Raw genomic sequence first — 26,255 nt, forward strand, 5'->3', positions numbered from 1 at the left:
GCCAAAGCTGACATGCAGTCGCAACATTTGTCGAGAAGACAAGAATTACCCCGATTCAGCGGATATGAAGCAGGGTAATAATCGACGTTCGGCCATGACCCGGCAAGCTACAACAGATCCGCAGCCAGCTGCGCCAGCTTCGAACGCTCGCCTTTCTCAAGCGTCATGTGGCCGCTGCTGCTTTCTTGCTTGAACCGCTCCACAATATGCGTCAAGCCGTTGCTGACCGCATCCAAGTACGGGTGATCGATTTGCTCGGGATCGCCCATCAGAACGATCTTGCTGCCTTCGCCGACGCGCGATACGATCGTCTTCACCTCGTGTCGACTCAAGTTCTGAGCTTCGTCGATGATGATGAACTGCCCCGGGATCGAACGGCCGCGGATATACGTCAACGCCTCCACCTGGATGCTGCCGAGTCCCATCAAAATTTTATCGATATCGCCCGACTTCTTCGTATCGAACAAATACTCCAAGTTATCATAAATCGGCTGCATCCACGGACGCAGTTTCTCCTCTTTCTCGCCCGGCAAATAACCGATATCCTTGCCCATCGGCACGACCGGGCGCGCGATTAACAGCTTTTTATACTTATGCTCATCCTCGACCTTGGAGAGTCCGGCTGCGAGCGCAAGCAGCGTTTTGCCCGTCCCGGCCTTCCCCGTCAGCGTGACGAGCGGGATGTCGTCGTTGAGCAGCAGCTCCAACGCCATCCGCTGCTGGGCGTTGCGGGCGGTAATGCCCCATACGGGATCGTTGCTCAGATAGAGCGGTTCCAGCCTCGCTCCGTCTTGGCTTACTTTAAGCAGCGCCGATTTGCTCGTGCCCATCTCATCCCGCAGGATGATAAATTCGTTCGGATGCAGCTTCGTCGTCAGCTGCAGCGCCTTGACCGCCAGAAATCGGTAGGTATAAAATTCGTCGATCACGGACGGATGCACGAACAGCGTCACATATCCGCCGTACACCTCGGAATGCTGAACGATGCGGTCGGACAAATAATCCTGGGCGTCCAAGCCGAGAACGTCCGCCTTGATCCGGACAAGCACATCCTTGCTGACCAGCACCACGTCCCGCGGCTCGGTCTTCTCCTGCTCCTCCAAGTAATAATTGAGCGCTACCGCCAAAATCCGGTTATCGTTCGACATCTCGCCGAACATCTCCTGCACGCGCACAAAGCTGCGATGGTTCAGCTCCACGCGCAGCACGCCTCCGCCCCGAAGCGGAATGCCTTCGTGCAAATGTCCGTCCTCCCGCATGCCGTCGAGCAATCTGGAGACGGAGCGCGCATTGCGGCCGATCTCGTCGGCGAGCCTTTTCTTTGAATCGATTTCTTCCAACACCACCGCGGGGATAACAACTTCATTATCATCGAACGCAAAAATGGCTTGCGGATCGTGCAGCAGCACGTTGGTATCGAGCACGAATATTTTTTTCATCGTGAGCCCTCCCGGCGTTGGAATTTCATTCAAAGGCGTACATAGCAGAACCTGCCGTGTGGCAAACTATGCGGGAACAAGCTGTTATGCGAATAAGGAAAGGTCAGGTGGCGATTATGGGCAAATGGCTGGTAGCGGCTATGCTCCTTTGCTTGCTGGCGACAGGTTGCGGTACGGTCGCCCGCAATGAGACATCACCCTCTCCGCAAAATGATGACCGCGTCCGTGCGCAGCAGACGGCGCCGCGCAAAAAAGAGATCAGCAGTCCGAAGCAAGTGGCCGCGCATCTGGAGCTCCTCGCGAAGCAAATTCCAGGCGTGAAAGGCGCTCACTGCGTCGTGATGGGCAATACGGCCGTCGTCGGCATCGATGTGGACGGCAAGCTGGAACGCTCCCGCGTCGGAACGCTCAAATATGCGGTAGCCGAGGCGTTCCGCAAAGATCCTTACGGCGTTGACGCCATCGTCACCGCGGATATGGATCTCGCTCACCGGCTGCAGGAAGTCCGGGCGGATTGGAATCGCGGCCGTCCCGTTGCCGGTTTCGCCGAGGAGATGGCCGATATCATCGGCCGGATCGTACCGCAGCTGCCGCGTGATACGATGCCGGAGCGAACGCGGGGTCATGAAGAGGCCTCCCCGAAAATCAATAAGCCGCTGTAGGCTCGTTCAGACAAGCGCTGTAAGTTTTATCCTATCGTCCTTTGCGGGAAAGTATGATGGATTCGACGAAAAATCCGCTAGATGGACGCAAAAAGCCTAGTGAATGCTCACTAGGCTTTTTAAACATGGCTGCCGGACGCTTGTCTGCAGCCTTCTTCTCTTCAGTTGTCGCCCCGTCGCCGCCCGGGACAAGCATTGCTCCGCCGCAAGCAGCGCGCAGCAGGTTGGCGCTTGCCGAAGCAGCCCATGCAACCGCCTCCGGAGTGCCGCAAGCGGTAACGTCGGCAGCCATCGATAGAGCACGATCCATATGGTTGCATAGAGCTTCGATCATTGCCGCGATGACTACTGGCATCCGCATGGCCCCCTTGCGCGAATTAGCATGGATACTACGGTGAGCTTATTATAGCATATGCGGCTTCCGGGCGAATACAGTCATTCCGCCATCTTCGCTTGAAGAATTTGTTTTGCTTTACGCAAACTTTCATCGTCGACATAAACATACGGACTCCGCCACGTGCCTTCCAGCGCCGTGAACTGAATGTCGCTCTTGCCCATCTTGAAATACGTCTCGATTAAGTTCTGCACCTCGCTGGACGGCATGTCCATTCGCATGTTATTGCCAACCGCTTCGATGACGTTGCCGAGCTTCGTCACGCCGGAGAAGGACTTCATCCGGTCTGCGATCGCGCCGATGACCTCGCTCTGCCGCTTATTGCGGTCGAAATCGCTCGACATGTTGGTGCCGTCATTCGACTTCCGGTAGCGGACGAAATCGAGCGCCTGGTCCCCGTTTACCTGCTGGTGTCCTTGCTTCAGGTCGATCTTCGTCCCATCCGCGTTATCGACGTAATGCATATCCATGTCGACATCGACCTCCACGCCTCCGAGAGCGTCAACGACGTCGACGAAGCCTTGGAAGTTGATCGTCGCCGTGTACGCGATGTCGATGCCGAAATATTTGCCTAGCATCTCGCGCACTTGGCGCTTGGCCTTCTTCTCGGCGTCCTTGACGCTTAATCCATCGTCAATCGCGATGGCGCGGAATTTGGCATAATACGAATTGGCTTTGCGGCTCTTGTAACCGTCCAGCTCGATGCGGGTATCGCGCGGGATGGTCACGACGGCCGCCGATTTGGTCGTCGGGTTCATGACCGCCACCATCATGACGTCCGTATTGAGACTTCCGGTCTCCTTACGGGTATCCATGCCGAACAGCATGATCCCGACCGGCTTGACCTTGACGGATTCCTCCGCAGGCACGACGATCCCCGGCTCTGCGTCGGCCGTGGCCATTGTCAGCGCGTCCTTAGATTTGTCGAACAAATAGTACAAGTAGCCCGCAATGCCGACTAGTACAAGCAGTAACAGTACCATAAATCGTTTGAACAAAACCGCGCCGCGCCGCTTTCGAGGTTTAGCCGACCTGCGAGAACCTCGCGAATCCATCGTTTTTTGACTGCTCATGTACGTTTCACCTTGTTAGTTATATTTCGGGTTCGAGTTAATGTCGGCGAGCAGCTGCTCGCCGGCCGACCGGTCGATCATCTGCAGCTTCGAACGTCCGCCTTGCTCGATGCGGATATGTATCATCGTATCGTCGACACGCTCGACCCGTATTTCCGTAACCTCGTGGTCTTCTCTTAGCAGCCCGCGAAAGAAGTCCAGCGTATCGGCGGCGGCGCGATCGTCCGGGCGCGCCTGCGCAACCATTTGAATTTGCAGCCAGTTAAATAACGCATCTTCGAATCGCATGAGATGAAAGGCCCCCTGACATGAAGAATTCCCTTGCCATCGATTGCCTAAACGCTGATGCTAACCGAGTTTATTCTCCGCCGCCGCGCCTGTCTGGGCTTCCGGCTTCGCCTCTGTCTTGCCGTTGCCCTTCCACTTGTCATACAGCTGACGACCGCGCAGCATGAGCATCATGCCGACCGCCACCGCCATGCACTGAATGATCGGGAGCAGATCGTACTGTAAAATCCACAGGACGAACGAACCGATCGCCATGATGACGTGAACGAGAATTTCCTTCAGAATCGGCAGCCGCTTCTGGGCACGGAATACGCTGTTGAAGATGTACACGACAAAACAGAAAATCAAAATATAAGAGATGACGGGATGGTCATGCAGCCACTGTTGCATCTTGGACGCTCCTCTCGGGTCTTCGGCCGCGTGCGCTTACGCCGCAGCGAAAATTTGATCGGCCCCGGGCTGCCATCTGTTAGACGACGGCCCGAGGCCAAAAGTTTCAATGCTTATGCGTTGGATTGCGCCATTTTGCGTTGTTTCTCGGCACGCTCGCGCTCGGACTTGTTCAACAGTTTCTTGCGAAGGCGGATCGACTTCGGCGTCACTTCGCAATATTCGTCGTCATTCAAGTATTCCAGCGCTTGCTCGAGGGAGAACAACACCGGCGTTTTGAGGCGAACGGTGTCGTCCTTCGTCGCGGAGCGAATGTTCGTCAGCTGTTTCTCTTTGCAGATGTTGACGATGATGTCGGAATCGCGGTTGTGCTCGCCGACGATCATGCCTTCATACACTTCTGTCCCCGGTTCCATGAAGAGAAGACCACGGTCTTCCACGGACATCATACCGTAGAACGTCGTTGTCCCGTTATCGCTAGATACGAGCACGCCTTGGTGACGTCCGCCGACCGATGCGCCCGCAAGCGGACCGTAGCTGTCGAACGCGTGGTTCATGATGCCGTAGCCGCGCGTCAGCGTCAGGAAGTGCGTACGGTAGCCGATCAGACCGCGCGCAGGAATAATGAATTCCAGGCGAACTTGTCCCGTGCCGTTGTTGATCATGTTCACCATTTCGGCTTTGCGGGTTCCAAGGCTCTCCATGACAGAACCTGTGCTCTCCTCTGGAACGTCGATGATCAGGCGCTCGTAAGGCTCCATCTTCGAACCATCGATTTCCTTGATGATAACTTCAGGCTTCGATACTTGCAGCTCGTAGCCCTCGCGGCGCATGTTCTCGATAAGAATGCCCAGGTGAAGCTCGCCGCGTCCGGAGACGACGAATGCATCCGGGCTGTCGGTCTCTTCAACGCGCAACGCTACATCCGTCTCCAGCTCTTTGAAGAGGCGCTCGCGCAGCTTGCGGGAAGTGACCCATTTGCCTTCGCGACCCGCGAATGGGCTATTGTTAACAAGGAACGTCATTTGGAGCGTCGGCTCGTCGATCTTCAGAACCGGCAGCGCCTCCGGATTGGCCGGATCGGCAATTGTCTCGCCGATGTTGATTTCCCTGATGCCCGCGACCGCGACGATGTCGCCCGCGCCCGCTTCTTCGATCTCGATCCGCTTCAAGCCTTGGAAGCCGAACAGCTTCTCGATGCGCGCTTGCTTAGTCGCGCCTTCGCGAGTCATGACCGCAACCGATTGGCCTTGACGGATCTTGCCGCGGTTGACGCGACCGATCGCGATGCGGCCCAGGTATTCGTTATAATCAAGCAACGTAACGAGGTATTGCAGCGGCTCGTCTACGCTCTCCGTTGGCGAAGGGATGTGGCTGACGATCGTTTCGTACATCGCCTGCATGTTCTCGTCTTGCTTCTCGGGTTCCAGGCTGGACGTGCCCATCAGCGCGGATGCGTACACAACCGGGAATTCCAACTGCTCGTCGTTGGCGCCAAGCTCGATAAACAGATCCAGCACTTCGTCAACCACTTCGGTCGGACGCGCGTTCGGACGGTCGATCTTATTCAGGACGACGATCGGCGTTAACTGGTGCTCGAGCGCTTTGCGAAGCACGAACTTCGTTTGCGGCATACAGCCTTCGAACGCGTCGACCACGAGCAGCACGCCGTCGACCATTTTCATAATCCGTTCTACCTCGCCGCCGAAGTCGGCGTGTCCCGGCGTATCGACGATGTTGATCAGGTAGTCTTTGTAGGTAATCGCCGTGTTCTTCGCGAGAATCGTAATGCCGCGTTCGCGTTCGAGGTCATTCGAATCCATCGCTCTCTCCTGCACCGCTTCGTTGTCCCGGTACGTCCCGGACTGCTGCAGCAGCTTATCGACGAGCGTTGTTTTGCCATGGTCAACGTGCGCGATGATGGCGATGTTCCGAATGTTTTCTCTTGCTTGCATGTTCTAATCCACTCCAAATGTTAAAGTTTGCTTACTTCTAAAATCCGACTACCAGCGCGTTCTCCGACCCGCGACAAGCCATGCGCCGACCACAATCAGCGCTGCCGCGATCAAATAAAGCCCCCAGCCCCAGAACAGCATGATGACGAAGAACGAGATGGATACCAGCGCCAAAATGATGGCCGCCGTAAGCGGCACCTTAGGATGGGACATTTCAAACAGATGATACTCGTACAAGCCGACGGCGCCTCCGAACACCAATAGCGGCCATAAGACCTGCATATGGTGCCATCCGAATGCGATGCAGAAGAAAAAGATCAAGGCGCTGACCGTTAGAATGGCCCCGGGAATAAGCGCGACTGTCGGCAAAATGCGGCCGAAAAACAGCACGTGCAGCAAAATACCGGGGATCAGAACGAACAGCGGCCAGAAATTCGTTCCGATAAACGCGAACAACCCCAGCTTCCCGAGCAAAATAACCGCTCCGGCGATCAAAAAGACGATGCCGATCGCGTAATTATTTCTCGACATGCAAGCTTCCCTTCTCTCGACGCGATATTAACAATATAAGAACGTATAAGACATCTGCTTATACACGGCTTATATTCCCCAAAGGCAGAAACATCCAAACCCATGCAAGTACCGGTCGTAAGCCGTTTCTTCTTGTCATTCCTATAGTTTAATGGAACGGAAGGCAAAAAACCAGTACGGTTCGATCTTTTTCGCCACAAAAAAAGACGCACCGCTTCATCTGCGAAGACGAAGCAATGCGACAATGATGACGAGCGGCACGCATAGAACCGGTATCGCGTGCTCCAGCGTGCGCAGCTGGGCAAGGTGCGGAAGCAGCACCGGATCGTGCACGAGCATTTCGCCCGCCGCGAAACCAAGCAGACCGCCGCCCAAATAAACGAGGAGCGGAAATTTGACGAGCAGCTTGCTGAGCAGCTGGCTTCCCCAAATGATCATCGGAATGCTGAGCCCGATTCCGAGCAGAATAAGTACCGGCTCGCCCTCTGCAACGGCCGCGACGGCCAGCACGTTATCTAAACTCATAATAAAGTCCGCCGCGATGATCGTTCGCACGGCTTGTCCGAGCGAACCGGCTTTGCGCACCTGCTTGGCATCGTCCTCGAGATGGCCGCCCGCCGCGTCCGTCACCAGCTTGACCGCGATGACGAACAGCATCAGCGCGCCGGCGATTTGGATAAAAGGCAGCTCGAGGAGCGTAATCGCAACCAAGGTCAGCAAGCAGCGCAGCGCGACCGCTGCCCCGGCTCCCCACCACACCGCTTTCTTGCGTTGTTCCTTCGGCAGCTGCTGGGCGGCCAGCGCGATGACGACCGCGTTATCGCCGCTTAACAGGACGTTGATAAACACAATCTCAATAAACGTTACAAGGCTGTCCAAGGGAACCTCCCGCATAAAAGGATTATATGTAACTTGTATGTCCGGCCGGGGAGGGATATGTCCCAAATTTTTTTTTGAATCTCTCTTGGACTTATGCCGTAATTATTGTAGTCTATGTAGATGTAGAAGAAAGGGGCAATAGAAGTTGGAATTATTCTCATTAGAGTTTTTCTCGGCCTTGCTCACCATCGTGTTCATCGACCTGATTCTTGCGGGCGATAACGCGATCGTCATCGGTCTGGCCGCGCGGAACTTGCCGAAACATCAGCAGAAGCAAGCGGTCATCTGGGGTACTGTCGGCGCGGTCGGCATTCGCGCCGTCGCGACGATGCTCGTCGTATACCTGCTCGATATTCCTTGGCTTTTGCTCGCGGGCGGCATCCTGCTGTTGTGGATCGCATACAAACTGCTGGTGGACGATGCCAACCATGGCGACAATATCAAGGCCGGCAATACGCTGTGGCAATCGGTGCGCACGATCATTATCGCGGATGCCGCGATGGGTCTGGACAACGTCATTGCCGTCGCCGGCGCCGCGCATGGCGACTACCTGCTCGTCGTGCTGGGGCTCATTATCAGCATTCCGATCGTCGTTTGGGGCAGCACGCTTTTCATCAAGTTGATCGGGCGTTTCCCTTGGATCGTGTACGTCGGCTCGGCCGTCCTCGCCTACACCGCGGCGAAGATGATTACGCACGAACAGAAGATTGCGTCGTTCTTCGACGCGAACGAACTGTTCCGCTGGTCGTTCATGATACTGATCGTCATCATCATCATCGCTTCAGGTCTTTGGAAGAACAACGCGAGCGCGAAGCGCGCAGCAGAAAGAAGCAGAGAAACCCACTAGGGTCCTCTGCTTCTTTTTGCTTTACAGCCGTCTTTTAGAACCAGTCTTCCTCGCCCGTCTTGTGCGCCTGCGACAGATCGTCCGGCTTGATCAGCATCGTCTCCGTCCCGCGCACGGCTTCTTCAATCATTCCCGCCAGATTAGGCACGAACGATTCGACTTTCCGCACGACGTTCAGGTTCGGATTCGTGCTTGGCGACCTCGGGACGAACAGCGTGCAGCAATCCTCGTACGGCAGAATAGACGTCTCGTACGTGCCGATCTCCTCCGCGAGATTAATGATCTCCTGCTTGTCCGTCATGATCAAAGGGCGCAGCAGCGGCAGATCGATATCTCGTCCGATGACGTTCATGCTGCCGAGCGTCTGGCTTGCGACCTGCCCCAAGCTATCCCCCGTCACGATGCCGAGCGCCTCGTTCTTCTCCGCCAACAGCTGCCCGATCCGCAGCATCGAACGACGCATCAGCGTGATGATCAGATGGTCCTGGTTGCACTGCGTGAAGGAAGTCTGGATATCCGTAAACTGCACCAGGTGCAGCTTCAGCGTCGCGCCGCTAATCTCGGACAACCTGCGGGCGAGCGTGATGACCTTCTCCTTAGCCTGCTCGCTCGTGAACGGATAGCTGTGGAAATGGACCGCTTCGATCTCCAGTCCTTTGCGCATGGCTAGATAGCCGGCTACCGGGCTGTCGATGCCCCCGGACAGCATGAGCATCGCCTTGCCGTTCGTGCCATACGGGAAGCCGCCTGCCGCGGGCACGACGTCGCTGAAGACGAACGCCCCTTCCGGCTGCAACTCGACCCGCAGATGTACCTCCGGCTTACGCACGTCTACCTTCAAATCGGGCATGGCTCGGAGCACGTGGCCGCCGACGAGACGATTCATCTCCTGCGAATCGTGCGGAAACGTCTTCACGACCCGGCGGACGGACACCTTGAACGTGCGCGGCTCCGTCGGCTGCGCGCGCATGACGTCCAGCGCGGCGGCGCGAATGGCCTCTAAGTCCATCTCCGCATGTCGTACCGGCGAGAAGGAGACGATGCCGAAGACGTGCTTCAGCTTGACCGCTACCGCTTCGTAAGATTCGCCGTTCAGCTGGATATACAGCCTGCCGAACGTCTGGATCAGCTTCGCTGCCGGGAAAGGCGCGACGACGCGCCGCACCTGCTCCACCATTCGCTTCTCGAATTGCTTGCGGTTGCGTCCTTTTATCGTAAACTCGCCAAAACGAATCAATATCATGTCGGGTACCATCATGTGGTTTCAATCCTTCCTTCCTTGCGTTCGAGCGGCGAGAGCGCCGCTACCGTATCCCGGAGCGCGCGCCCGAGGCCTTCGACCGCTTGCTCGTCATGCTCGTCGCCGAAGCTCACCCGGATGCCGCTTGCAGCGACGGCTCGCGGCATCCCCATCGCCTCGAGCACCCGGCTAGGCTTGCTGCTCTTGGAGGAGCAGGCCGATTGGGTCGATACGAGGAACCCTCGTTCCTCCAGCATGTGAATCACGACTTCCGGCTTCATGCCGGGGTAGGAGAAATGCACGATATGCGGGGCCATGACGATCCTGCCCGACTCGTCCAGCACGGCATCCCTTCCCGATAGCCGAAGCTGGGGAATGTCATTCAGAAAGCCGACCAACCGCCGTCGCAATTCGCTCATCTTCCGGAACCGTTCGGGTTGCTCCTCCATCGTCATGCGGAATGCTTTGGCCGTGGCCACGATCGCGGGGACGTTCTCCGTCCCCGGCCGTCTCCCGCTCTCTTGGCCTCCGCCGGCAAGAATCGGAGCGAGGGCGACGCCTTCTGCGGCGTACAGCAAGCCGCAGCCGCGAGGCCCGCCGATTTTGTGCGCGGAGGCGGTGAATAAGTCAATGCCCCATTCCTGGAGAAGGACCGGGAGTTTGCCGGCGCTCTGCACCCCGTCTACATGGAAAAGCGTCCGTCTGCGGCCGCGGAGCAGCTTCCCAATCTCTTCGATCGGCTGAACCGCGCCCGTTTCGTTGTTCACGTGCATGACGCTCACCAAAATCGTGTCGTCGGCAAGCGCCGCTTCCACCTGCTCCGCATCTACGCCACCATCCTCGTTCGCCGGCAAATACGTCACCCGGAACCCTTCCGCTTCCAGCGCGGCGAAAGCTTCATAGACCGATGCATGCTCGATGCGGGTCGTCACGAGATGCCGGCCTCTTCCTTTATTTTGCCGCGCCGCGCCGAGGATAGCCATGTTGTTGCTCTCCGTTCCGCCGGACGTGAACGTCCAGTGATTCGCCCCGGTGCCGAAGGCATCCGCGATCACGGCTCGCGCCCTAGCCAGCAGCTTCGCCGACTCCAGCCCCGCCCGGTGCAGCGAAGACGGATTCGCGTAATGCCGTTCCATGACTTCCGCCATCGTGCGGACGACTTCTTTCTTGGGGGGCGTGGAGGCGCAATGATCGAAGTAATGCATGGATGGATCCCCTCCCTTATGCAAGGTGAAACGGCTATCGCCATCCTCTGGAGGCGCAGCGCGTTTCATTCCGGTGAAATATGAGATCATTTATAAGCGTGAAACTTATAAAACTCATATATTATAAAAAATAAAGAAAGACCACGTTCCGGCGCATGACGCGAACTTGGCGCGCTGCGCGGCTGACGTGATCCTCCTGCTTACTCGGACTCTAATCCTTACGCCGTATATTCGTTCAATGCGCCGAGTACCTTGCCGACGTATTTCTGCGTTTCTTTCGGCAAATTGCCCATTTGCGCCGTGAAGTCTTCGTTCGTCTTAATGCCGGCGCGGTCGACTCGTCCCGGACCCGCATTATAAGCCGCTAACGCCGCTTTCTCGTTGCCGTCATACTTCTCCAACAAATACGCCAAAAACTTCGTTCCGCCTTCGATATTCTGCTGCGGATCGAAGGAATCCGTTACGCCGAGGCCTCTAGCCGTTCCGTCCATCAGCTGCATCAAGCCTTTCGCCCCCGCATGGGACTCTGCATTGGCATTGAACGAGGACTCGGTGTCGATGACCGCTTTAATTAGCGACGGCGATACGCCGTGCTTCGCACCTGCCTGATTAATGAGATCGTCATACGCCGCGTTCGAGCCGGCGGATACCGGGGCCGAGCTCAACTCCGTGCCGCCAATGTCCGAGACTCCCTGCAACGCCGAGGAGCTTCCGTAAGATGCGGCTACGAGCGGCTGTAGAAACATCGCAGAGGTCGACTCGTTGTTCAGCGCCCCCGCGTCCGACAAGGCGGATAGCGCGGCGCTGTTGTCGGAGCTCGACATCAGTTGCTGAAGCACCGCATTAAACATGGATGCATTATCGGACGCGCCGGTCGCGTTAGCCCCGTTTGCGTTCAGGTTCGTCGACATTTGAAGTTGAAGCAGCGTCTTGAGCACGCGCGGATCGATATTCATTATTTCGCCCCCTCTGATCGGTATGTCAGCGATATGGATGATGACAAAGTCTGTCCTTATTCTACATTTTTTCGCGCTTGTCCGCTAGTCGTATCGGTCTTTTTTTATATGGAAAAGCCGGCGGGTATCCCCACCGGCCTTCATTCAGGTTAACGCATAATATAGAGGAATGAGGACGAGATAGGAAGCCGCCGCGATGAGTCCCAGCGTTATCGACCAAATGCCGAGCCCCCGGCTGCCTTGACGAAAAGCGACGAATCCGATGAATGCGGCGGAAAGACCCAGCAGCACCGGCCAAACGAACCACGACATGATCGCGATGATCAAGCCCGTCCAACCTGCTGCCCTGCCGGCGGAACGCGTCGCGCGCGCGCTTTCTTCCCGGCTGCGGGACGACCTGTTCAGACCGGTCACCGGCACGGCGAGTTCAGCCGCCATTTCTTCCTTGAAGGCATTCTTGTCCGCGTGGTCGCACCGCTCCATATGCGGGCACGTCTCCGTATCGTCATATGGGCTGTATTCCCGTGTTCGATCGCGTTCCATCCGCTATTCCCCCTTCGGCTTAAAGGTATGGCAGCACGTCGTCGCGGAATCCGCCGCCTTGTCGTGATGCAGGAAGCCTTCCTCCGCCATCTCCGCGCCAAAATCGGAATGCGCATGCCGGTCGATCTCCACATGGATCTCATTCGCGTTGCACTGATTGCCCCGACCCCAGAATGAACAGTTGGACACGCTGCAGCTTACGCCATTCGGCATAAATAAATCACCCCCGTCATCAAGTTGCCCTGATGCGGGGGTGCGTTATGACTGTTTATTTTTGCCCTTGCATTCTGCGTGCCGTCATGTAGTCGTTCTCATAATAAGCGAGGTCGTCGCGCAGCTCTTCGTAAATTTTGGAAACGGAAAGCACGATATCGCGCGCAGGCCGTACCGGCTTGCTGCGGAATCGGATCGCGTCTTGACCCGTATATGCATAGCGTCCGTCTTCGGAGTAGCATTCGTTCTTCGGATAGAAAAAGGCATTCACGGATTGATGATACACTTCGTACAACGCGCGTTCGGCAAACTCGATATCAAACGTTGGACGTCTCAGCGCAACGCCGAGCTTCTCGACGGCCACTTCCGAGAATACGAGAAGATGACGAAGGTCGGATAGCAACCCTTTATAAAAAAGCTCTGCTTCATTGCTTTCATCTTCTGCGGCAAGCTGTGGAAGCGCGTGTGCGTTCAAGAACGTTTCCAATTGGCCAATCGCTTGCTTCAGTTTCTCCCTGGTTGATTCGCTGAGCGGTTTCACGTTTGTCGATGGCATAGGTAGATCCCCTTTCATTCTCCAAAACAAAACTTCAAGGCAACAACATAGTACCACAAAATGCTGGGGGATGGTACTCCCGTTTGCGCCGGATAACCGTATAATTTCATGGTCTGGGCTGAATGTTAAGCGTGAACGAAACCGATCAGGACGGCTTCGAGTTCATTTTCCATCACATTATAGGGATAAAGGAGCCTGATTACGCATGCGACGCAAATGGATAGGCTGGTTCGCCGCGGCCGCGGCCGTTGCTTTCCTCATTCCGATCACGCCTTGGTTCGGCGCGCCTACGGACAACGACGGCAAACTGAAGGGGCTGCAGGCCGATCAAGTCAAAACGCTGAACGCGCACCGCGAGCACTCGATGAAAATCCGCACGGTTCAGGAAGACATGAAAGCGACGGCGATGTTGTGCTCGAGCGAATGCGGCATCAATTTCCGCAAGCTGATGACTTCATCGACCAAAGGAAAAGCGAAATCCGAGCATTTGCGCCACATGATGGAAATGCATAAACAGATGGTCTACGTGCAATGGCTGCAACACGGCGACACGACGACGCGGGGCGTCGTCCCTTACGCGCAGTTTCCCGACATGCGCGAAGCGCTCGCTACCGCGCGGCTCCATCTGCAACAAGGCAAAGAATACCACTCGAACACGATCGAACCGGGCGGACATCGTTACGTCGTCATGACCGTCCCGAGCTATCGCATGAAGGGCGACGGCATCGTCGGCATCATTCGTCAAGACTTGGTCAACAACATCGGCATGCACCAACGCCGCAACTTAAGGCTCGTTCCTTACCCGGCCGAGGGCAAATACAAAATCGAGTCGGTTAAACCGAATACGATGCAGGACACGACGGTCGACAGCGGCGAGGACAACGGCAATGCGAGCCATTACCATATTAACGAAGTCGTGGTCAAATTCCGTCAAACGCCAACCGAAGACGACCTTGCCCGAATCAAGCGAGATCTCGAGGCGCAGTTCATCCGCAAGCTCGGCTATACGTACGTCATACGCTCTTCTCAGAAGCTGACCGAAGATATGATGGCGTATCTTAAGAAAAACTGGGATCCGCTGTATGTCGAGCCGCATTATTTGTATTTAACCAATGATACGGCCGACAACGCGAATCGTTCCATCGTGCCGAACGACGTGCTGTATTCGGATTATCAATGGAATCTGCCTTCCATTGAAGCCGAGAAAGGCTGGAGCGTCTCTAAAGGTTCCGGCGTACTGATCGGCGTGCTCGATACTGGCGTGCAATTGGATCATCCCGATCTTGCCGGCAAGCTGGCCGAAGGCAACAATATGGTGACGCCGGACTCGCCGCCCGACGACGACGTCGGTCATGGCACGCACGTCGCCGGCATTATCGCCGCGAACGTGAACAATAACGAAGGCGTCGCGGGCATCTCTTGGTTCAATAAAATTTTGCCGGTCAAAGTGCTCGATTCAAGCGGCGCAGGATCGACGTATTCGGTGGCGGAAGGCATCATCTGGGCCACGGACAACGGGGCCAGAGTGATAAATATGAGCCTGGGCAACTATGCCGAAGCCGAGTTCTTGCACGACGCGATTAAATACGCCTATGACCACGACGTCGTCCTCATCGCCGCCAGCGGCAATGACAATACGATTCGACCGGGCTATCCGGCCGCTTATCCGGAAGTGCTCGCCGTCGCGTCGACCGATCCGGACGGGGCCAAGTCGTCCTTCTCCAACTACGGCGATTATATTGATGTTGCCGCGCCGGGCGCGAGCATTGCCAGCACCTATCCGGGCAGCCAGTATGCCGCATTATCCGGCACGTCGATGGCGAGTCCGCATGTCGCGGCGCTTGCCGGCTTGATTCGATCGCTCAATCCGGAGCTGACGAACGTGGAAGTCATGGATATTATGCGCAACACCGCCAAGGACCTGGGAGACCCAGGGAAAGACCAGTACTTCGGCTACGGGCAAATCGACATCGTCCGCGCCCTGAAAGCCGCGAAAGAAACGGCCGTATCGCTGCAGCGGTTCCCGCAAATGGTGGAGCGTCGGCTCGCTCAGTTGAGCGCGGAGAACGGTTCGAGTCCTAAGCACGGGTAGCAGCATGAAATAATCGGATGCATGCAAAAAAGGCTGTCCGCGTCGCCGAAGGGTTCCTTCGGAAGCGGGCAGCCTTGTTCTGTTTAATTGTGTTACGGAAAGTTTGCCGTAAGCCGGGTTCTGTTCTTCCGGTGGTCCGAACGGGAACAACCCTCCCACCATTGAAGCGACAATCATCTATCTAGGCCTGCCATTGCTGACACGCTCAAGCGACACACCCGAACGCTCCCCGGGCAAGGGCGCGCGTAAACGCGCTGCGTTCTCTCGGTCTTGCTCCAGATGGGGTTTACCAGCCCCGTTGTCGCCAACGGCGCTCGTGGTCTCTTACACCACGGTTCCACCCTTGCCTGTGCCAGCCTTGCGGCCGGCCATCGGCGGTCCATTTCTGTGGCACTATCCTTCGGCTCGCGCCGACTGGACGTTATCCAGCATCCTGCCCTATGGAGCCCGGACTTTCCTCTCGCGGCCGAAGCCGCCAGCGATTGTCTGTCAAACTTTCCGGTGCTTAGCTAGTATACACGGAATGGTGGCGAAGCTCAAGCGGGTAACGATTGGCGGAACCGCCTATCCTATGCCAACTACACGAAACGGAACACCTCGGTCGAGATGTCCGAGGCCACCGCCACGGTCGCGTATTTGCGCGCAGCCAATTGTTTGCCTAGCCATTCGGCCACGCGAGGCTTCATGATTTTCTCGATGTTATGGCCGGGATCGACGATCGCAAGCCCAGCAGCCAACGCGTCGTGCGCGGTATGGTAATCGATATCGCCGGTGACGAGCACATCCGCGCCAGCGAACAGCGCGTGGCGGACGTACCGCGCGCCGGAGCCGCCCAGCACCGCGACTTTGCGGACCGCTTGCCCCGACTCGCCCACGGTGCGAACCGCCGGGACGTCGAACGCCTTCTTGACGCGATCCGCGAACTCGCCAAGCGTGGTCGATTCCGCCAATTTTCCGACCCGGCCAAGGCCGAATGTACGGCCTTTCAAATCCATCGGATAAAGGTCGTACGCGACTTCCTCGTAGGGGTGAGCCTTCAACATCGCCTGCACGACGCGCTTCTGCACGCTTTGCGGCACGATCGTCTCGATGCGCATCTCCGCGACGCGCGCAAGCGTGCCCTGCTCGCCGATGAACGGATCGGTCCCGTCGCCGGGGACGAACGTGCCCGTGCCTTCGATGTTGAAGCTGCAGCAGCTATAATTGCCGATCTCGCCCGCTCCTGCTTTCCATAGCGCCTGCAGCACCTGCTCGTGATGATCCTGCGGTACGAATACGACCAGCTTATTCAACTTGTCCGTATGTACGTCTTCGAGCGCCGCGCGCTTCTCAGCGTCGATGCCGAGCATATCGGCCATCCAATCATTGATGCCGCCTTCGGTTACATCGAGGTTCGTGTGCGAGATATACACCGCGATATCGTGTTTAATGAGCTTCTCGTAGAGCTTGCCGGCCGGCGTGGACGTATCGAGCTTGGCCAGAGGACGATAAATAATCGCATGGTGGGCGATAATCAGCTCCGCGCCGATTCGAATCGCTTCCTCGACCACTTCGTCGGTCACGTCTAGCGCGATCAGCACTTTCGTGATGTCCTTCTGCAGCGTGCCCAGCTGAAGGCCGATCCGGTCATTCTCCACCGCGTAATGTTTCGGAGCCAGCTGCTCCATTAATTGGATGACGGTTTGTCCGTTGGCGTACATGCGAGCACCTCCTGGATTTGAGCGATCTCTATCCTGAATGCGGCTTCCTTCGCGCGAGCGTCCGGCGTATCCGAGCCAGCCATCTGCGCAAGGATCCGCTCCAGCTTCCCGATTTCCAGCTCCCACTTCTTATGGAGAATACCGGTAGGCTTCCGGAGCAAATGCGGCCCCATGCGGTAGAGCCAGTCCGTCCACATCGCCGATTCCGAATCGAGCTTGCTCAAGAAAGCCGGATCATATAGACCCGCGTTCTCAACGTCCGCGGACGGCGATAACACGGCGTGCAGCACTTCATAGAACCGGCCATCCTCTTCAAGCACCGTCTCGTCCGTCAACGTCCAGCCATGCCGCACTAGCCAGCGGCGAACGAATTCCTCGCCCACGTTCGGCTGAAGCACGAGTTCGCGGACGCCTTCCAACTTGCCGGCGACCCTACCGGCTTCCAAGATATCGGCCATGAGACTGCCGCCCATTCCCGCGATCGTCACCGTATCAGCCTCGCAAGGCTGAAGTACGGACAAGCCGTCGCCTTGGCGCACCGAAATAACGGCAGTCAGCCCGGCGCTTGCCGCCGCTTTGCATGCCGCTTGGTAAGGCCCCGCATTCAGTTCGCCCGCAATAGCGGACGGCACTCTGCCGCTCTGGACGAGATAGACCGGCAGCAGCGCATGATCGGAGCCGATATCCGCCGTGCGCGAACCGGGCGTGACCCGATCCGCGATTGTTTGCAATCGTTTCGATAACTTCATCATGCTTATGCAACCCACGCAATCCATTTTTTTCGCAAGGCGAAGAGCAATCCGCCTTCCACCACGATTTTAACGATTAATTGTATTTGAAACCAGCCTTGCTCCTCCATGAATACCGCCGTATACAGCTCCGGCATCAGCCACACGATCGCGGCGGTCGCCAACAGGACCGCGGCGATGCTCTTGGACCATCGATGGAAAAACCAGCTGCACCAGCCGAACACGATCGACAGCGGCAGCCAGAAAATTTGCACCTCGTACCACTGCGGATCGTTCGCGTTGCGGGAAATCAGCAGGCCGTAAACAAGGAACGACGCGATCCATCCTCCCAGATGCAGCAGCGGAATGCGCGCGAATATGCCGACCGCCACCCAGAACAACGAGCAGATGCCGAGCCAACCGACCTGCCAGCCCCACTTCTCCAGCCCATGGAGCTGCAGCATATAGATACCGGCGCCGAGCATAAGCAGCATCCCGACCCCGATCAATCCGATGCCGGCCGCCTCGTTTTTATCCCGAAAACGTTGGCCAAGCAGCAATAAAATGAGGACAAACGAGGCCGTTACCCCAATTTGCAATAGAGGGTGAAAAGCGTTAAAATGAAGTACAACGAAACAGATCAAGGAAAAAATGCCAAAAGCAAGGAGCCAACTAAGCCCGGAAGCCGTTTTAATGGCCTTCACCGCTTTGCCCGATAAATAGACGGGTTCCTTCACTTCTCCCGTCTCGAGATACAAGTTGAGCAGAAAATCGCAGTAATGCTCCGGGAGCAGCTTGCTCCGCTGCCAATGCTCGATTTCCCGAATGATCGTTTTACGACGCTCCTGATCCATGTAAGTCTTCCCCTCGTGTTAGCGCTGCCCTTGAAGGAAAAGGGACCTCGCTGCTTGCATGCAGAGGGGTCCCCTTTCGATTATTCCAGGAAATCTTTCAGTCGTTTGCTCCGGCTCGGGTGACGCAGCTTACGCAGCGCTTTCGCTTCAATCTGGCGAATCCGTTCGCGCGTAACGCCGAACACTTTGCCGACTTCCTCCAGCGTGCGGGTTCTGCCGTCATCCAGTCCGAACCGCAGGCGAAGCACATTCTCCTCGCGCTCCGTAAGCGTATCGAGCACATCCTCCAGTTGTTCTTTCAGCAGCTCGTAAGCGGCCGCATCGGCTGGCGCGAGCGCCTCCTGGTCTTCAATGAAATCTCCCAGATGCGAATCGTCTTCTTCGCCGATCGGCGTCTCCAGCGATACCGGCTCCTGCGCGATTTTCATAATTTCGCGTACCTTCTCGGTGGACAGGTCCATCTCCTGCGCGATTTCTTCCGGGCTTGGCTCGCGGCCGAGCTCCTGCAGCAGTTGTCTGGATACGCGTACGAGTTTGTTGATCGTCTCGACCATATGAACGGGAATCCGGATCGTGCGCGCTTGGTCCGCAATGGCACGCGTGATCGCTTGGCGAATCCACCATGTCGCATACGTACTGAATTTATAGCCTTTCGTGTGGTCGAACTTCTCGACCGCCTTGATCAGGCCCATGTTGCCTTCCTGAATCAGATCAAGGAACAGCATGCCGCGGCCGACATAGCGCTTGGCGATACTGACGACCAGACGAAGGTTGGCTTCGGCCAGACGGCGCTTCGCTTCTTCGTCGCCATGCTCGATCCGCTTCGCGAGTTCGACCTCGTCGTCGGCGGAGAGCAGCGGCACGCGGCCGATTTCTTTCAAATACATCCGTACCGGATCATTGATTTTGATGCCTGGCGGGAGTGCCAAATCGTCATCGAAATTGAAGTCGTCATGCTCGCGTTCTTGGTCGTCCCCCCCAATGCTCGGGCGGTGATCTTCGTCGCTCTCATTTACCACTTCAATGCCGTGATCGTCGAGCTGCTCGAAGAACTCGTCGATTTGTTCCGGATCTTGATCAAACGGGGAAAGCTTCTCCATGATATCTTTGTACGTTAAAGTGGATCTTTTCTTCCCCTGTTCAATCAGCTGTTCCTTGACAAGATCCAGCTTCTGTTCAGCATCCAATTCAGTATGTTGATCGTTCGCCATAATACGACTCCCTCCCCCCTAGAAATATAAGCCTACCGTTGCTTCATATTGCGTTCTAGGGTATTGATCTCAATTCCAATTCTTGCAGCCAATAACATGTCGCCGGAGCGCTCTGCTCGCACCATTTCTTCTCTTTTCCGTTCGATCTCCCTCTGCAGCGGCACTTTGCGAATTTCTCGGATAAAGTCCTCCAGCAGTCCCTCGTCGAAAGGGAAGTGATCCTCTGTCATCAGGATCGAAGCGGCTGTCCGTTCCAGACGATCGTCTTGGAGCGAGGCGATAAACCGGCTGACATCGGGATCATGGCCTTGCGCATAATAAGCGTATAAATAAGCAGCAAGCGCTGCGTGATCCTCTACGTTAAATGCGTCTCCGAGCTTGTCGTGCACGGCCTGGGCAACTTCGGCATCCTGCAGCATCCGGGCCAGCAGCCTGCGTTCGGCGGACTGGTAAGCCGGCAAAACCGGCGGAGCTTGCGGGATTGCGGGCGTATTGGGCACACGACGGTTTTCATTCCTACCAGTATTCCACCAATTGTCGTTATTATCCCTTTGCGGTTTCATTTTGTAAGACTTTTCCCGGTGATGGAAGACGTCCTGTTTGAGCACCTCAATAGATATATCGAATTCCCGGGACAAATCTTTGAGATAGATTTCCCGTTCAATCGGGGAGTCCAGCGCGGCGATGATGCCGGCCGCTTCGAGCAGGTAATTTTTGCGCCCTTCTTCTTCTAGGAGTATATGGTTTTTCTTGGCATATATTAGCTTAAATTTCGTGGCTGACACCGGATGCTCGATCATCTCGCGCATGAATGCGTTCGCGCCATGTTTCTCGATATATTCATCCGGATCCATCCCTTGCGGAAGCACAGCCACTTGTACTTTAAGCCCCGTCTTCTCGAGCAGCGGAATCGTCTTGAGCGCGGCGGCCATGCCCGCATTATCGCCGTCGTAACAGATGATGGCTTCGTCCGCGTTCCGCTGAAGAAGCGATGCATGCTCCTCCGTCAGCGAGGTCCCCATGGAAGCCACGCCGTTATTCACCCCGGCGCTCCATGCCTTGATGACGTCCATATACCCTTCGAATAAAACAACTCGCCGATGCTTGCGCATGTCCACTCTCGCATGATGGAAATTATACAAGTTCCGGCTTTTGTTGAACAACCGCGTCTCCGGCGAGTTCAAATACTTCGGCTGCCCTTCGCCCATGAGGCGTCCGGCTAACGCGATCGTCTTGCCCTCCCGGCTCCATAGCGGGAACATAATGCGCTCCCTGAACCGATCCACGTAGCCGCTTCCGTCCTGCTTGGCGATAATCAATCCGCCCTTCTCCATAAGGGCCAAATCGAATTTGCGCTGATCGAGAAAACGAACCAGCGTATCCCATTCCCGAGGCGCATAGCCGATGTTGAAGTGGTCGATCTGCTTGTCGGTGACGCCCCGATTGCGTAGATAAGCCATGGCCTGCTGACCGTGCGTCGTGTTCTTCAACAAATAGTTGTACAATTTGGCGGTCAGCTCGTGCGCTTCGATCAATTTCTCGCGCTCGAGATCCGCCGGCGATGGGGCTGCATCGCTCGCCGTCCAATCGAAGGGGATGCCAGCCTCCTGCGCCATGACTTTCACCGCTTCAGGGAACGAGTATTCCTCGATTTCCTGAATAAACTTGATGGCGTTGCCGCCTGTTCCGCATCCGTAACAGTGAAAAATTTGTTTTTCCGGCGTGACCGTGAACGATGGCGTACGCTCGGAATGAAACGGGCATAGCCCTTTCATATATTTCCCCTGCTTGGAAAGCTGAACGTATTTGCCCACCGTATCTACGATATCATGATGCCGAAGTACCGCTTCAATGACGGAATCCGGTATTTTCTCGTAAGCCAATGAACTTCACCTTCATCCAAAATGACACGTAATACTATTCGCTATTGTTCACCAATCTCCTGCCGATGGAGCAAAACTTTTGTCAGCTTTTGCTGAAACCGGTAACGATCCTCGTCCGTCATCGCCTTGGGTCCTCTCGTTTTGCCGCCGCTGCGGCGTCGCTTGGCAAGCTCATGTCGGCGTTCCATCAGAAAATCGATATTCCGCTCGTCATACTCTTGCCCGCGCGGCGAAAGCGCGGTCGCGCCTTTCGCCAGCACGACGACCGCAAGACCGAAGTCCTGCGTTATCACGATGTCTCCCCTTCCAACATGGTTGGCTATGTAAAGGTCGACAGACTGATCGCTTCTGTCGACCTGAACGACGCGCACCCCCGGCTCGGCTTCCAACCGATGATCGAACGAAGCGATCATCAGCACTTCCACCGCGAGCGTGCGCGCGACCTGCACGATTTCCCGTTTGACCGGACAAGCGTCCGCATCCACGACTATAAGGGGTTCAGACCTTGTCGCCACTCTAGGTTCACCGCATTTTCTGGTAAAGTACCGTACTATTATATACGGCAAAGAACAAAAAAATCCTGCTTGTCAAGGGCACATTACAAACTTTCTTCGCAAAAAATGTTAGGACGATTTCACGATGCTTTCCATGATCAAACTAGCCGTCTCTTCAACCGCCCGATGCGACACGTCGATCACGACGCAGCCCAGCTTCGTCATGATTTCGTTCGCGTGCGCCAGTTCTCGTTCGATCCGGGTCGGCGTGGCATACGCCGCGCTATCCGGCAGACCGAGCGCCTTCAGCCGTTCCTTGCGAATGACGTTCAAATAATGGACGCCGATCGTAAGCCCGACGATCTTCTCCTTCGGAATGCGGAACAGTTCGTCCGGCGGCGTGAGCTCCGGCATGAGCGGCACGTTCGCGACTTTAAACTTCTTGTGGGCCAAATACATCGAGAGCGGCGTCTTGGACGTGCGCGAGACGCCGACGAGCACGATATCCGCTTTCGTGATGCCCGTCGTATCCCGCATGTCGTCGTATTTGACCGCGAATTCGACGGCCTCGACCTTCCGGAAGTAATCTTCGTCGAGCACGTGGTTAAGCCCGGGTTCTTGGCGGGATTTGCGTCCGGTCTTCTGCTCGAGGCTGCCCACAAGCGTGCCGAGCAAATCGATGGCCGGTACGCCGTGCTCCTGCGCCAAGCTATCCAGGCACTCCCTTAGCTGCGGGAGGACGAGCGTGTAGAGAATGATGGCGCCTGCTTCCTTCGCCAGCTCGACGATCCGCGCGGCGGCCGCTTCGTCTTGAACGAAGGGCGCCCTGCGAATGTCGGCCGAGATCGGATGGAACTGGGCGACGGCCGCCCGTACGACGAGCTCCCCGGTATCGCCGGCGGAATCCGAAACCACATAGATGATCACTTCAGCTTGCGTACTGGCAGCCATAGCATATCCTCCTACCAAACCAATTTGGACAGATCGGCGATTCGCGACGTTTGCTCCGCGATCAAGGCAAGCGTGGCCAGCCGGTTCCCGCGGACGTTCTCCTCTTCAGCCATTACCATTACACGGTCGAAATAACCGTTAATCGCATCTTTCAAAACAGATAGCTCGCGGAGCGCGACGGCCGAGTCCCCCGCTTCCAGCGCGGCGTCTACTTTCGGCTTCACCACGTTGAACGCTTGGTACAGCGCATGTTCGACCTCTTCGGCGAACAGTTCCGGATTCACTTCGCGCGTCGTCGCCTTCGCGGCCAAGTTGCCCACGCGCGTCAGCGCATCGACGACAAGCTTAAAGTCGGCTTGACGTTCGCCTGCCGCGGCAGCCGTCAGCGCGGAAGCGCGGTCGATCGCGTGACGCAAATCGCCATAGCCGGCAGCCATGACCGCGTCGATGACGTCATACCGGATACCCTGCTCCGAAAGCACGTTCTTTACGCGCAGGCCGAAAAATTCATGCAGGTCTTTACGAATGTCGCCGGCTTCGCGTTTCAAAGCGCGTCCTTGATGCACGTCGAGCGAAAGATTGAACAGCGTATCGAGCGGCAGCTTCAAACCGTGCGCGAGAATGATTTGCACGATGCCCGCGGCTTGGCGGCGGAGCGCATACGGATCTTGCGAACCCGTTGGAATAATGCCGATCGAGAAGCAGCCTACGATCGTGTCGATTTTGTCCGCGATGCTCACGATGGCGCCGACGAGCGAGCTCGGCGCGCGATCGCCCGCGAAACGCGGTTGGTAGTGTTCATTGATAGCCTGCGCGACTTCGGCGCGCTCTCCGGCCTTGCGGGCATAGTCCTCGCCCATGACGCCTTGCAGCTCCGGGAACTCGTAGACCATCTGGGTAACGAGATCGAATTTGCAAATCGCGGCCGCGCGAGTCACGTCGTCCAGCATGCGCGAGTCTACGCGAAGCGCGTCCGACAATTTGCTCGCCGTTACTTGAATGCGCCGCACCTTGTCCGCAACCGTCCCAAGCTCCTCGTGATAAACGATCGCCGCAAGCTTCGCGAGCGCGTCGTTGATCGCCAGCTTCTGGTCCTCTTCATAGAAGAATTTCGCATCCGATAGACGAGCGCGCAGCACCTTCTCGTTGCCTTTGGCCACCTGCTCGATGGACGTGCGGTCGCCGTTGCGAACCGTTACGAAGAACGGCAGCAGCTTGCCTTCGCCGTCCAACACCGGGAAGTAGCGCTGATGTTCGCGCATCGACGTGATGAGCACCTCTTGCGGAATGTTAAGGAAAGTCGGATCGAAAGTGCCGAACAGCACGTTCGGATATTCGACGAGGAACAATACTTCCTCCAGCAAATCTTCCTTGACCGCGATATTCCAGCCTTTGTCGGCCGCTAGCGACGCGATCTGATCGAGAATCAGCTGCTCGCGTTCCTCGACGTCGACGATTACTTGCTGCTCTCTCAGCTTAGCCTCGTATTGCCGAGGCTCGCTTACGGGCGTCTCGCCGCCCAGGAAACGGTGGCCGCGCGTCGTATTGCCGGTATGTACGCCCGTAATCTCGAACGGCACGACCTCCGAGCCGAATAAGGCGATCATCCACTTGATCGGACGGACGAATTTCAAATCGTACGCGCCCCAACGCATGTTTTTCGGGAACGACATCGACGTCACGATACCGCTCAAGCCTTCCGGCAGCACTTCGCTCGTTACGGTACCGATGCTGCTCTTGTTCGCATACACGTATTCTACGCCGCCGAGTTCTTTGAAGAAGAAGTCGGCCGGATCAATGCCTTGACTGCGGGCGAATCCCAGCGCCGCTTTGCTCCAAGCGCCGTTCTCGTCCAGCGCGATTTTGCGCGACGGGCCCTTCACTTCTTCGCTCACGTCGGCTTGCTTCTCTTCCACGTCTTGAATGAGGATCGCCAGACGCCGCGGCGTCGCGAAGGCTTTCACGTCGCCGTGAGGAATGCGCGCGTTCTCCAGCCATTTGACGGTCTTCTCTTTCAGTTGGTTCATCGCTCCGCGCACGAAACGCGCCGGCACTTCCTCAAGTCCAATTTCCAGCAGTAAATCCTTAGCCATTTGCGCTCACTCCTTTCTTAAGCAGCGGGAAGCCGAGACGCTCGCGCTCTTCCAAGTACGTCGCCGCGCAGGCGCGCGCCAAGTTGCGAACCCGCATAATGTAACCCGTGCGCTCCGTGACGCTGATCGCGCCGCGCGCGTCGAGCAGGTTGAACGTATGGGAGCATTTGAGCACGTAATCGTAAGCCGGGAAGACTAGTTTCTGCTCCATCGTCTTCTTCGCTTCATCCTCGTACATATTGAACAATTGGAAGAGCATCGTCGCGTCGGAGGTCTCGAACGTATACTTGGAATGCTCGTACTCCGGCTGCTTGAACACGTCGCCGTACGTGACGCCGTCGACCCACTCCAGATCGAACACGTTCTCTTTGTCTTGAATGTAGGAAGCTAGACGCTCCATGCCGTATGTAATTTCGACCGCGACCGGGTTCGCGTCGATCCCGCCGACCTGCTGGAAGTATGTGAACTGGGTAATCTCCATGCCGTCCAACCATACTTCCCAGCCCAGGCCCCATGCGCCGAGCGTCGGCGATTCCCAGTTATCCTCGACGAAACGGATATCGTGATGAAGCGGATCGACGCCAAGGCGCTTCAAGCTCTCGAGATACAGCTCTTGAATGTTGTCCGGAGACGGCTTCAGGATGACTTGGAATTGGTGATGCTGGTAGAGACGGTTCGGGTTCTCCCCGTAACGACCGTCCGCAGGGCGGCGCGAAGGTTCGACGTAAGCCACGTTCCACGGCTCCGGCCCGATCGTGCGAAGGAACGTCATCGGGTTCATCGTGCCGGCGCCTTTCTCGGTATCGTACGGCTGAACGAGAATACAGTTTTGCTCCGCCCAGAACTGCTGGAGCGTCAAAATCATGTTTTGAAAATTCATCTCTCGCGTAACTTCCCTTCTTCGTGGTATGGGGTCGTGCTTGGTCATCAGACTAGCTGCGGGCGAGGCGAAACGACTCCGTCCTCTAAGCAAAAAGCTCCCGTCCCTATGTCCAATGAACAGACATAGGGACGAGAGCATATCTCCCGCGGTTCCACCCTACTTGGTTCCCATGCGAAGCCGCGCGACGCCAGCTTG

26 protein-coding genes and 1 other RNA gene are annotated in these 26,255 nt (G+C 56.6%); 3 read left to right on the forward strand and 24 right to left on the reverse strand.

Going from position 1 to position 26,255, the window contains the following annotated elements; translation table 11 throughout:
- Nucleotides 1-107: 107 nt before the first annotated feature.
- Nucleotides 108-1,439, reverse strand: coding sequence for a PhoH family protein (locus BCM02_RS07585; RefSeq protein WP_148928450.1), 1,332 nt, complete (start codon nucleotides 1,437-1,439; stop codon nucleotides 108-110).
- Nucleotides 1,440-1,525: 86 nt separating this feature from the next.
- Between BCM02_RS07585 and BCM02_RS07590 the strand changes: the two genes are divergently transcribed.
- The gene (locus BCM02_RS07590; protein ID WP_246183252.1) at nucleotides 1,526-2,101 is read left to right on the forward strand and encodes a YhcN/YlaJ family sporulation lipoprotein; all 576 of its coding nucleotides are present in this window, start codon (nucleotides 1,526-1,528) and stop codon (nucleotides 2,099-2,101) included.
- A 31-nt stretch (nucleotides 2,102-2,132) separates the two neighbouring features.
- Here the strand turns inward: BCM02_RS07590 and BCM02_RS07595 are convergent, their stop codons facing one another.
- The 7 genes from BCM02_RS07595 to BCM02_RS07625 all read right to left on the reverse strand — a co-directional run bounded on the left by BCM02_RS07595 (nucleotide 2,133) and on the right by BCM02_RS07625 (nucleotide 7,611).
- On the reverse strand, nucleotides 2,133-2,456 hold the full coding sequence (locus BCM02_RS07595; protein ID WP_148928451.1) for a hypothetical protein: 324 nt from the start codon (nucleotides 2,454-2,456) through the stop codon (nucleotides 2,133-2,135).
- Between the two features lie 80 nt (nucleotides 2,457-2,536).
- Entirely contained in the window at nucleotides 2,537-3,568 is a 1,032-nt protein-coding gene (locus BCM02_RS07600; protein ID WP_246183253.1) for an LCP family protein, read from the reverse strand.
- Nucleotides 3,569-3,583: 15 nt separating this feature from the next.
- Nucleotides 3,584-3,856, reverse strand: coding sequence for a hypothetical protein (locus tag BCM02_RS07605; RefSeq protein WP_148928452.1), 273 nt, complete (start codon nucleotides 3,854-3,856; stop codon nucleotides 3,584-3,586).
- A 60-nt stretch (nucleotides 3,857-3,916) separates the two neighbouring features.
- Nucleotides 3,917-4,246, reverse strand: coding sequence for a YlaH-like family protein (locus BCM02_RS07610; RefSeq protein WP_148928453.1), 330 nt, complete (start codon nucleotides 4,244-4,246; stop codon nucleotides 3,917-3,919).
- A 113-nt stretch (nucleotides 4,247-4,359) separates the two neighbouring features.
- Complete coding sequence (gene typA / locus BCM02_RS07615) at nucleotides 4,360-6,201, reverse strand: translational GTPase TypA (RefSeq protein ID WP_148928454.1); 1,842 nt, start codon at nucleotides 6,199-6,201, stop codon at nucleotides 4,360-4,362.
- Nucleotides 6,202-6,249: 48 nt separating this feature from the next.
- On the reverse strand, nucleotides 6,250-6,732 hold the full coding sequence (locus BCM02_RS07620) for a hypothetical protein (RefSeq protein WP_148928455.1): 483 nt from the start codon (nucleotides 6,730-6,732) through the stop codon (nucleotides 6,250-6,252).
- A 216-nt stretch (nucleotides 6,733-6,948) separates the two neighbouring features.
- Nucleotides 6,949-7,611 carry a TerC family protein gene (locus BCM02_RS07625; RefSeq protein ID WP_246183254.1) on the reverse strand — a complete coding sequence of 221 codons (663 nt, stop codon included), beginning with the start codon at nucleotides 7,609-7,611 and terminating at the stop codon, nucleotides 6,949-6,951.
- A 145-nt stretch (nucleotides 7,612-7,756) separates the two neighbouring features.
- Here BCM02_RS07625 and BCM02_RS07630 point away from each other — a divergent pair, with 145 nt between their 5' ends.
- Nucleotides 7,757-8,458 carry a TerC family protein gene (locus BCM02_RS07630; RefSeq protein ID WP_148928457.1) on the forward strand — a complete coding sequence of 234 codons (702 nt, stop codon included), beginning with the start codon at nucleotides 7,757-7,759 and terminating at the stop codon, nucleotides 8,456-8,458.
- Nucleotides 8,459-8,492: 34 nt separating this feature from the next.
- On the opposite strand, the gene thiI is transcribed toward BCM02_RS07630, so the two are convergent.
- The 6 genes from thiI to BCM02_RS07660 all read right to left on the reverse strand — a co-directional run bounded on the left by thiI (nucleotide 8,493) and on the right by BCM02_RS07660 (nucleotide 13,171).
- Complete coding sequence (gene thiI, locus BCM02_RS07635; protein WP_148928755.1) at nucleotides 8,493-9,713, reverse strand: tRNA uracil 4-sulfurtransferase ThiI; 1,221 nt, start codon at nucleotides 9,711-9,713, stop codon at nucleotides 8,493-8,495.
- Nucleotides 9,713-10,903, reverse strand: coding sequence for a cysteine desulfurase family protein (locus BCM02_RS07640; protein ID WP_148928458.1), 1,191 nt, complete (start codon nucleotides 10,901-10,903; stop codon nucleotides 9,713-9,715). The genes thiI and BCM02_RS07640 overlap by 1 nt, the downstream gene beginning before the upstream one ends.
- A 218-nt stretch (nucleotides 10,904-11,121) precedes the next feature.
- A complete protein-coding gene (locus BCM02_RS07645) occupies nucleotides 11,122-11,859 on the reverse strand; it encodes a lytic transglycosylase domain-containing protein (RefSeq protein ID WP_148928459.1) in 738 nt (245 codons plus the stop codon).
- 144 nt (nucleotides 11,860-12,003) lie between these two features.
- Nucleotides 12,004-12,402 carry a hypothetical protein gene (locus BCM02_RS07650; protein WP_148928460.1) on the reverse strand — a complete coding sequence of 133 codons (399 nt, stop codon included), beginning with the start codon at nucleotides 12,400-12,402 and terminating at the stop codon, nucleotides 12,004-12,006.
- Nucleotides 12,403-12,405: 3 nt separating this feature from the next.
- Complete coding sequence (locus BCM02_RS07655) at nucleotides 12,406-12,615, reverse strand: DUF1540 domain-containing protein (protein WP_148928461.1); 210 nt, start codon at nucleotides 12,613-12,615, stop codon at nucleotides 12,406-12,408.
- A 55-nt stretch (nucleotides 12,616-12,670) separates the two neighbouring features.
- On the reverse strand, nucleotides 12,671-13,171 hold the full coding sequence (locus BCM02_RS07660) for a YpuI family protein (RefSeq protein ID WP_148928462.1): 501 nt from the start codon (nucleotides 13,169-13,171) through the stop codon (nucleotides 12,671-12,673).
- A gap of 205 nt (nucleotides 13,172-13,376) precedes the next feature.
- On the opposite strand from BCM02_RS07660, the gene BCM02_RS07665 reads away from it, so the two are divergent.
- Nucleotides 13,377-15,263 (forward strand): S8 family peptidase, encoded by a 1,887-nt coding sequence (locus BCM02_RS07665; RefSeq protein ID WP_148928463.1) that lies wholly within the window; start codon nucleotides 13,377-13,379, stop codon nucleotides 15,261-15,263.
- A gap of 94 nt (nucleotides 15,264-15,357) precedes the next feature.
- Here BCM02_RS07665 and rnpB read toward each other — a convergent pair.
- The 10 genes from rnpB to glyQ all read right to left on the reverse strand — a co-directional run bounded on the left by rnpB (nucleotide 15,358) and on the right by glyQ (nucleotide 26,057).
- Nucleotides 15,358-15,761, reverse strand: an RNA gene (rnpB, locus tag BCM02_RS07670) — RNase P RNA component class A.
- Nucleotides 15,762-15,841: 80 nt separating this feature from the next.
- Nucleotides 15,842-16,963 carry a Nif3-like dinuclear metal center hexameric protein gene (locus tag BCM02_RS07675; RefSeq protein WP_148928464.1) on the reverse strand — a complete coding sequence of 374 codons (1,122 nt, stop codon included), beginning with the start codon at nucleotides 16,961-16,963 and terminating at the stop codon, nucleotides 15,842-15,844.
- The gene (locus BCM02_RS07680; RefSeq protein WP_246183255.1) at nucleotides 16,930-17,715 is read right to left on the reverse strand and encodes a tRNA (adenine(22)-N(1))-methyltransferase; all 786 of its coding nucleotides are present in this window, start codon (nucleotides 17,713-17,715) and stop codon (nucleotides 16,930-16,932) included. Before BCM02_RS07680 ends, BCM02_RS07675 begins: the two co-directional genes overlap by 34 nt.
- 2 nt (nucleotides 17,716-17,717) lie before the next feature.
- Complete coding sequence (locus tag BCM02_RS07685; protein ID WP_148928465.1) at nucleotides 17,718-18,545, reverse strand: hypothetical protein; 828 nt, start codon at nucleotides 18,543-18,545, stop codon at nucleotides 17,718-17,720.
- Between the two features lie 80 nt (nucleotides 18,546-18,625).
- Entirely contained in the window at nucleotides 18,626-19,756 is a 1,131-nt protein-coding gene (gene rpoD / locus BCM02_RS07690; RefSeq protein WP_148928466.1) for an RNA polymerase sigma factor RpoD, read from the reverse strand.
- Nucleotides 19,757-19,788: 32 nt separating this feature from the next.
- A complete protein-coding gene (dnaG, locus tag BCM02_RS07695) occupies nucleotides 19,789-21,639 on the reverse strand; it encodes a DNA primase (protein ID WP_148928467.1) in 1,851 nt (616 codons plus the stop codon).
- Between the two features lie 41 nt (nucleotides 21,640-21,680).
- Nucleotides 21,681-22,154: a YaiI/YqxD family protein gene (locus BCM02_RS07700; protein ID WP_246183256.1), complete on the reverse strand. Its 474-nt coding sequence runs from the start codon at nucleotides 22,152-22,154 to the stop codon at nucleotides 21,681-21,683.
- Between the two features lie 108 nt (nucleotides 22,155-22,262).
- Complete coding sequence (locus BCM02_RS07705) at nucleotides 22,263-23,084, reverse strand: pyruvate, water dikinase regulatory protein (RefSeq protein WP_148928468.1); 822 nt, start codon at nucleotides 23,082-23,084, stop codon at nucleotides 22,263-22,265.
- A gap of 11 nt (nucleotides 23,085-23,095) precedes the next feature.
- A complete protein-coding gene (glyS, locus tag BCM02_RS07710) occupies nucleotides 23,096-25,177 on the reverse strand; it encodes a glycine--tRNA ligase subunit beta (protein WP_148928469.1) in 2,082 nt (693 codons plus the stop codon).
- Nucleotides 25,170-26,057, reverse strand: coding sequence for a glycine--tRNA ligase subunit alpha (gene glyQ, locus BCM02_RS07715; protein ID WP_148928470.1), 888 nt, complete (start codon nucleotides 26,055-26,057; stop codon nucleotides 25,170-25,172). The genes glyS and glyQ overlap by 8 nt, the downstream gene beginning before the upstream one ends.
- Nucleotides 26,058-26,255 lie beyond the last annotated feature (198 nt).

The organism is Paenibacillus methanolicus (genome assembly GCF_008124765.1).
GTDB classification, from domain to species: Bacteria; Bacillota; Bacilli; order Paenibacillales; family Paenibacillaceae; genus Paenibacillus_Z; species Paenibacillus_Z methanolicus.

Excerpts from the sequence above, each read along its gene's own strand:
- BCM02_RS07585 (WP_148928450.1), bottom strand. The coding sequence starts at position 1,439 with ATGAAAAAAATATTCGTGCTCGATACCAACGTGCTGCTGCACGATCCG.
- BCM02_RS07590 (WP_246183252.1), top strand. The coding sequence starts at position 1,526 with ATGCGAATAAGGAAAGGTCAGGTGGCGATTATGGGCAAATGGCTGGTA.
- BCM02_RS07595 (WP_148928451.1), bottom strand. The coding sequence starts at position 2,456 with ATGCCAGTAGTCATCGCGGCAATGATCGAAGCTCTATGCAACCATATG.
- BCM02_RS07600 (WP_246183253.1), bottom strand. The coding sequence starts at position 3,568 with ATGAGCAGTCAAAAAACGATGGATTCGCGAGGTTCTCGCAGGTCGGCT.
- BCM02_RS07605 (WP_148928452.1), bottom strand. The coding sequence starts at position 3,856 with ATGCGATTCGAAGATGCGTTATTTAACTGGCTGCAAATTCAAATGGTT.
- BCM02_RS07610 (WP_148928453.1), bottom strand. The coding sequence starts at position 4,246 with ATGCAACAGTGGCTGCATGACCATCCCGTCATCTCTTATATTTTGATT.
- typA (WP_148928454.1), bottom strand. The coding sequence starts at position 6,201 with ATGCAAGCAAGAGAAAACATTCGGAACATCGCCATCATCGCGCACGTT.
- BCM02_RS07620 (WP_148928455.1), bottom strand. The coding sequence starts at position 6,732 with ATGTCGAGAAATAATTACGCGATCGGCATCGTCTTTTTGATCGCCGGA.
- thiI (WP_148928755.1), bottom strand. The coding sequence starts at position 9,713 with ATGGTACCCGACATGATATTGATTCGTTTTGGCGAGTTTACGATAAAA.
- BCM02_RS07640 (WP_148928458.1), bottom strand. The coding sequence starts at position 10,903 with ATGCATTACTTCGATCATTGCGCCTCCACGCCCCCCAAGAAAGAAGTC.
- BCM02_RS07645 (WP_148928459.1), bottom strand. The coding sequence starts at position 11,859 with ATGAATATCGATCCGCGCGTGCTCAAGACGCTGCTTCAACTTCAAATG.
- BCM02_RS07650 (WP_148928460.1), bottom strand. The coding sequence starts at position 12,402 with ATGGAACGCGATCGAACACGGGAATACAGCCCATATGACGATACGGAG.
- BCM02_RS07655 (WP_148928461.1), bottom strand. The coding sequence starts at position 12,615 with ATGCCGAATGGCGTAAGCTGCAGCGTGTCCAACTGTTCATTCTGGGGT.
- BCM02_RS07660 (WP_148928462.1), bottom strand. The coding sequence starts at position 13,171 with ATGCCATCGACAAACGTGAAACCGCTCAGCGAATCAACCAGGGAGAAA.
- BCM02_RS07665 (WP_148928463.1), top strand. The coding sequence starts at position 13,377 with ATGCGACGCAAATGGATAGGCTGGTTCGCCGCGGCCGCGGCCGTTGCT.
- BCM02_RS07675 (WP_148928464.1), bottom strand. The coding sequence starts at position 16,963 with ATGTACGCCAACGGACAAACCGTCATCCAATTAATGGAGCAGCTGGCT.
- BCM02_RS07680 (WP_246183255.1), bottom strand. The coding sequence starts at position 17,715 with ATGATGAAGTTATCGAAACGATTGCAAACAATCGCGGATCGGGTCACG.
- BCM02_RS07685 (WP_148928465.1), bottom strand. The coding sequence starts at position 18,545 with ATGGATCAGGAGCGTCGTAAAACGATCATTCGGGAAATCGAGCATTGG.
- rpoD (WP_148928466.1), bottom strand. The coding sequence starts at position 19,756 with ATGGCGAACGATCAACATACTGAATTGGATGCTGAACAGAAGCTGGAT.
- BCM02_RS07705 (WP_148928468.1), bottom strand. The coding sequence starts at position 23,084 with ATGGCTGCCAGTACGCAAGCTGAAGTGATCATCTATGTGGTTTCGGAT.
- glyS (WP_148928469.1), bottom strand. The coding sequence starts at position 25,177 with ATGGCTAAGGATTTACTGCTGGAAATTGGACTTGAGGAAGTGCCGGCG.
- glyQ (WP_148928470.1), bottom strand. The coding sequence starts at position 26,057 with ATGAATTTTCAAAACATGATTTTGACGCTCCAGCAGTTCTGGGCGGAG.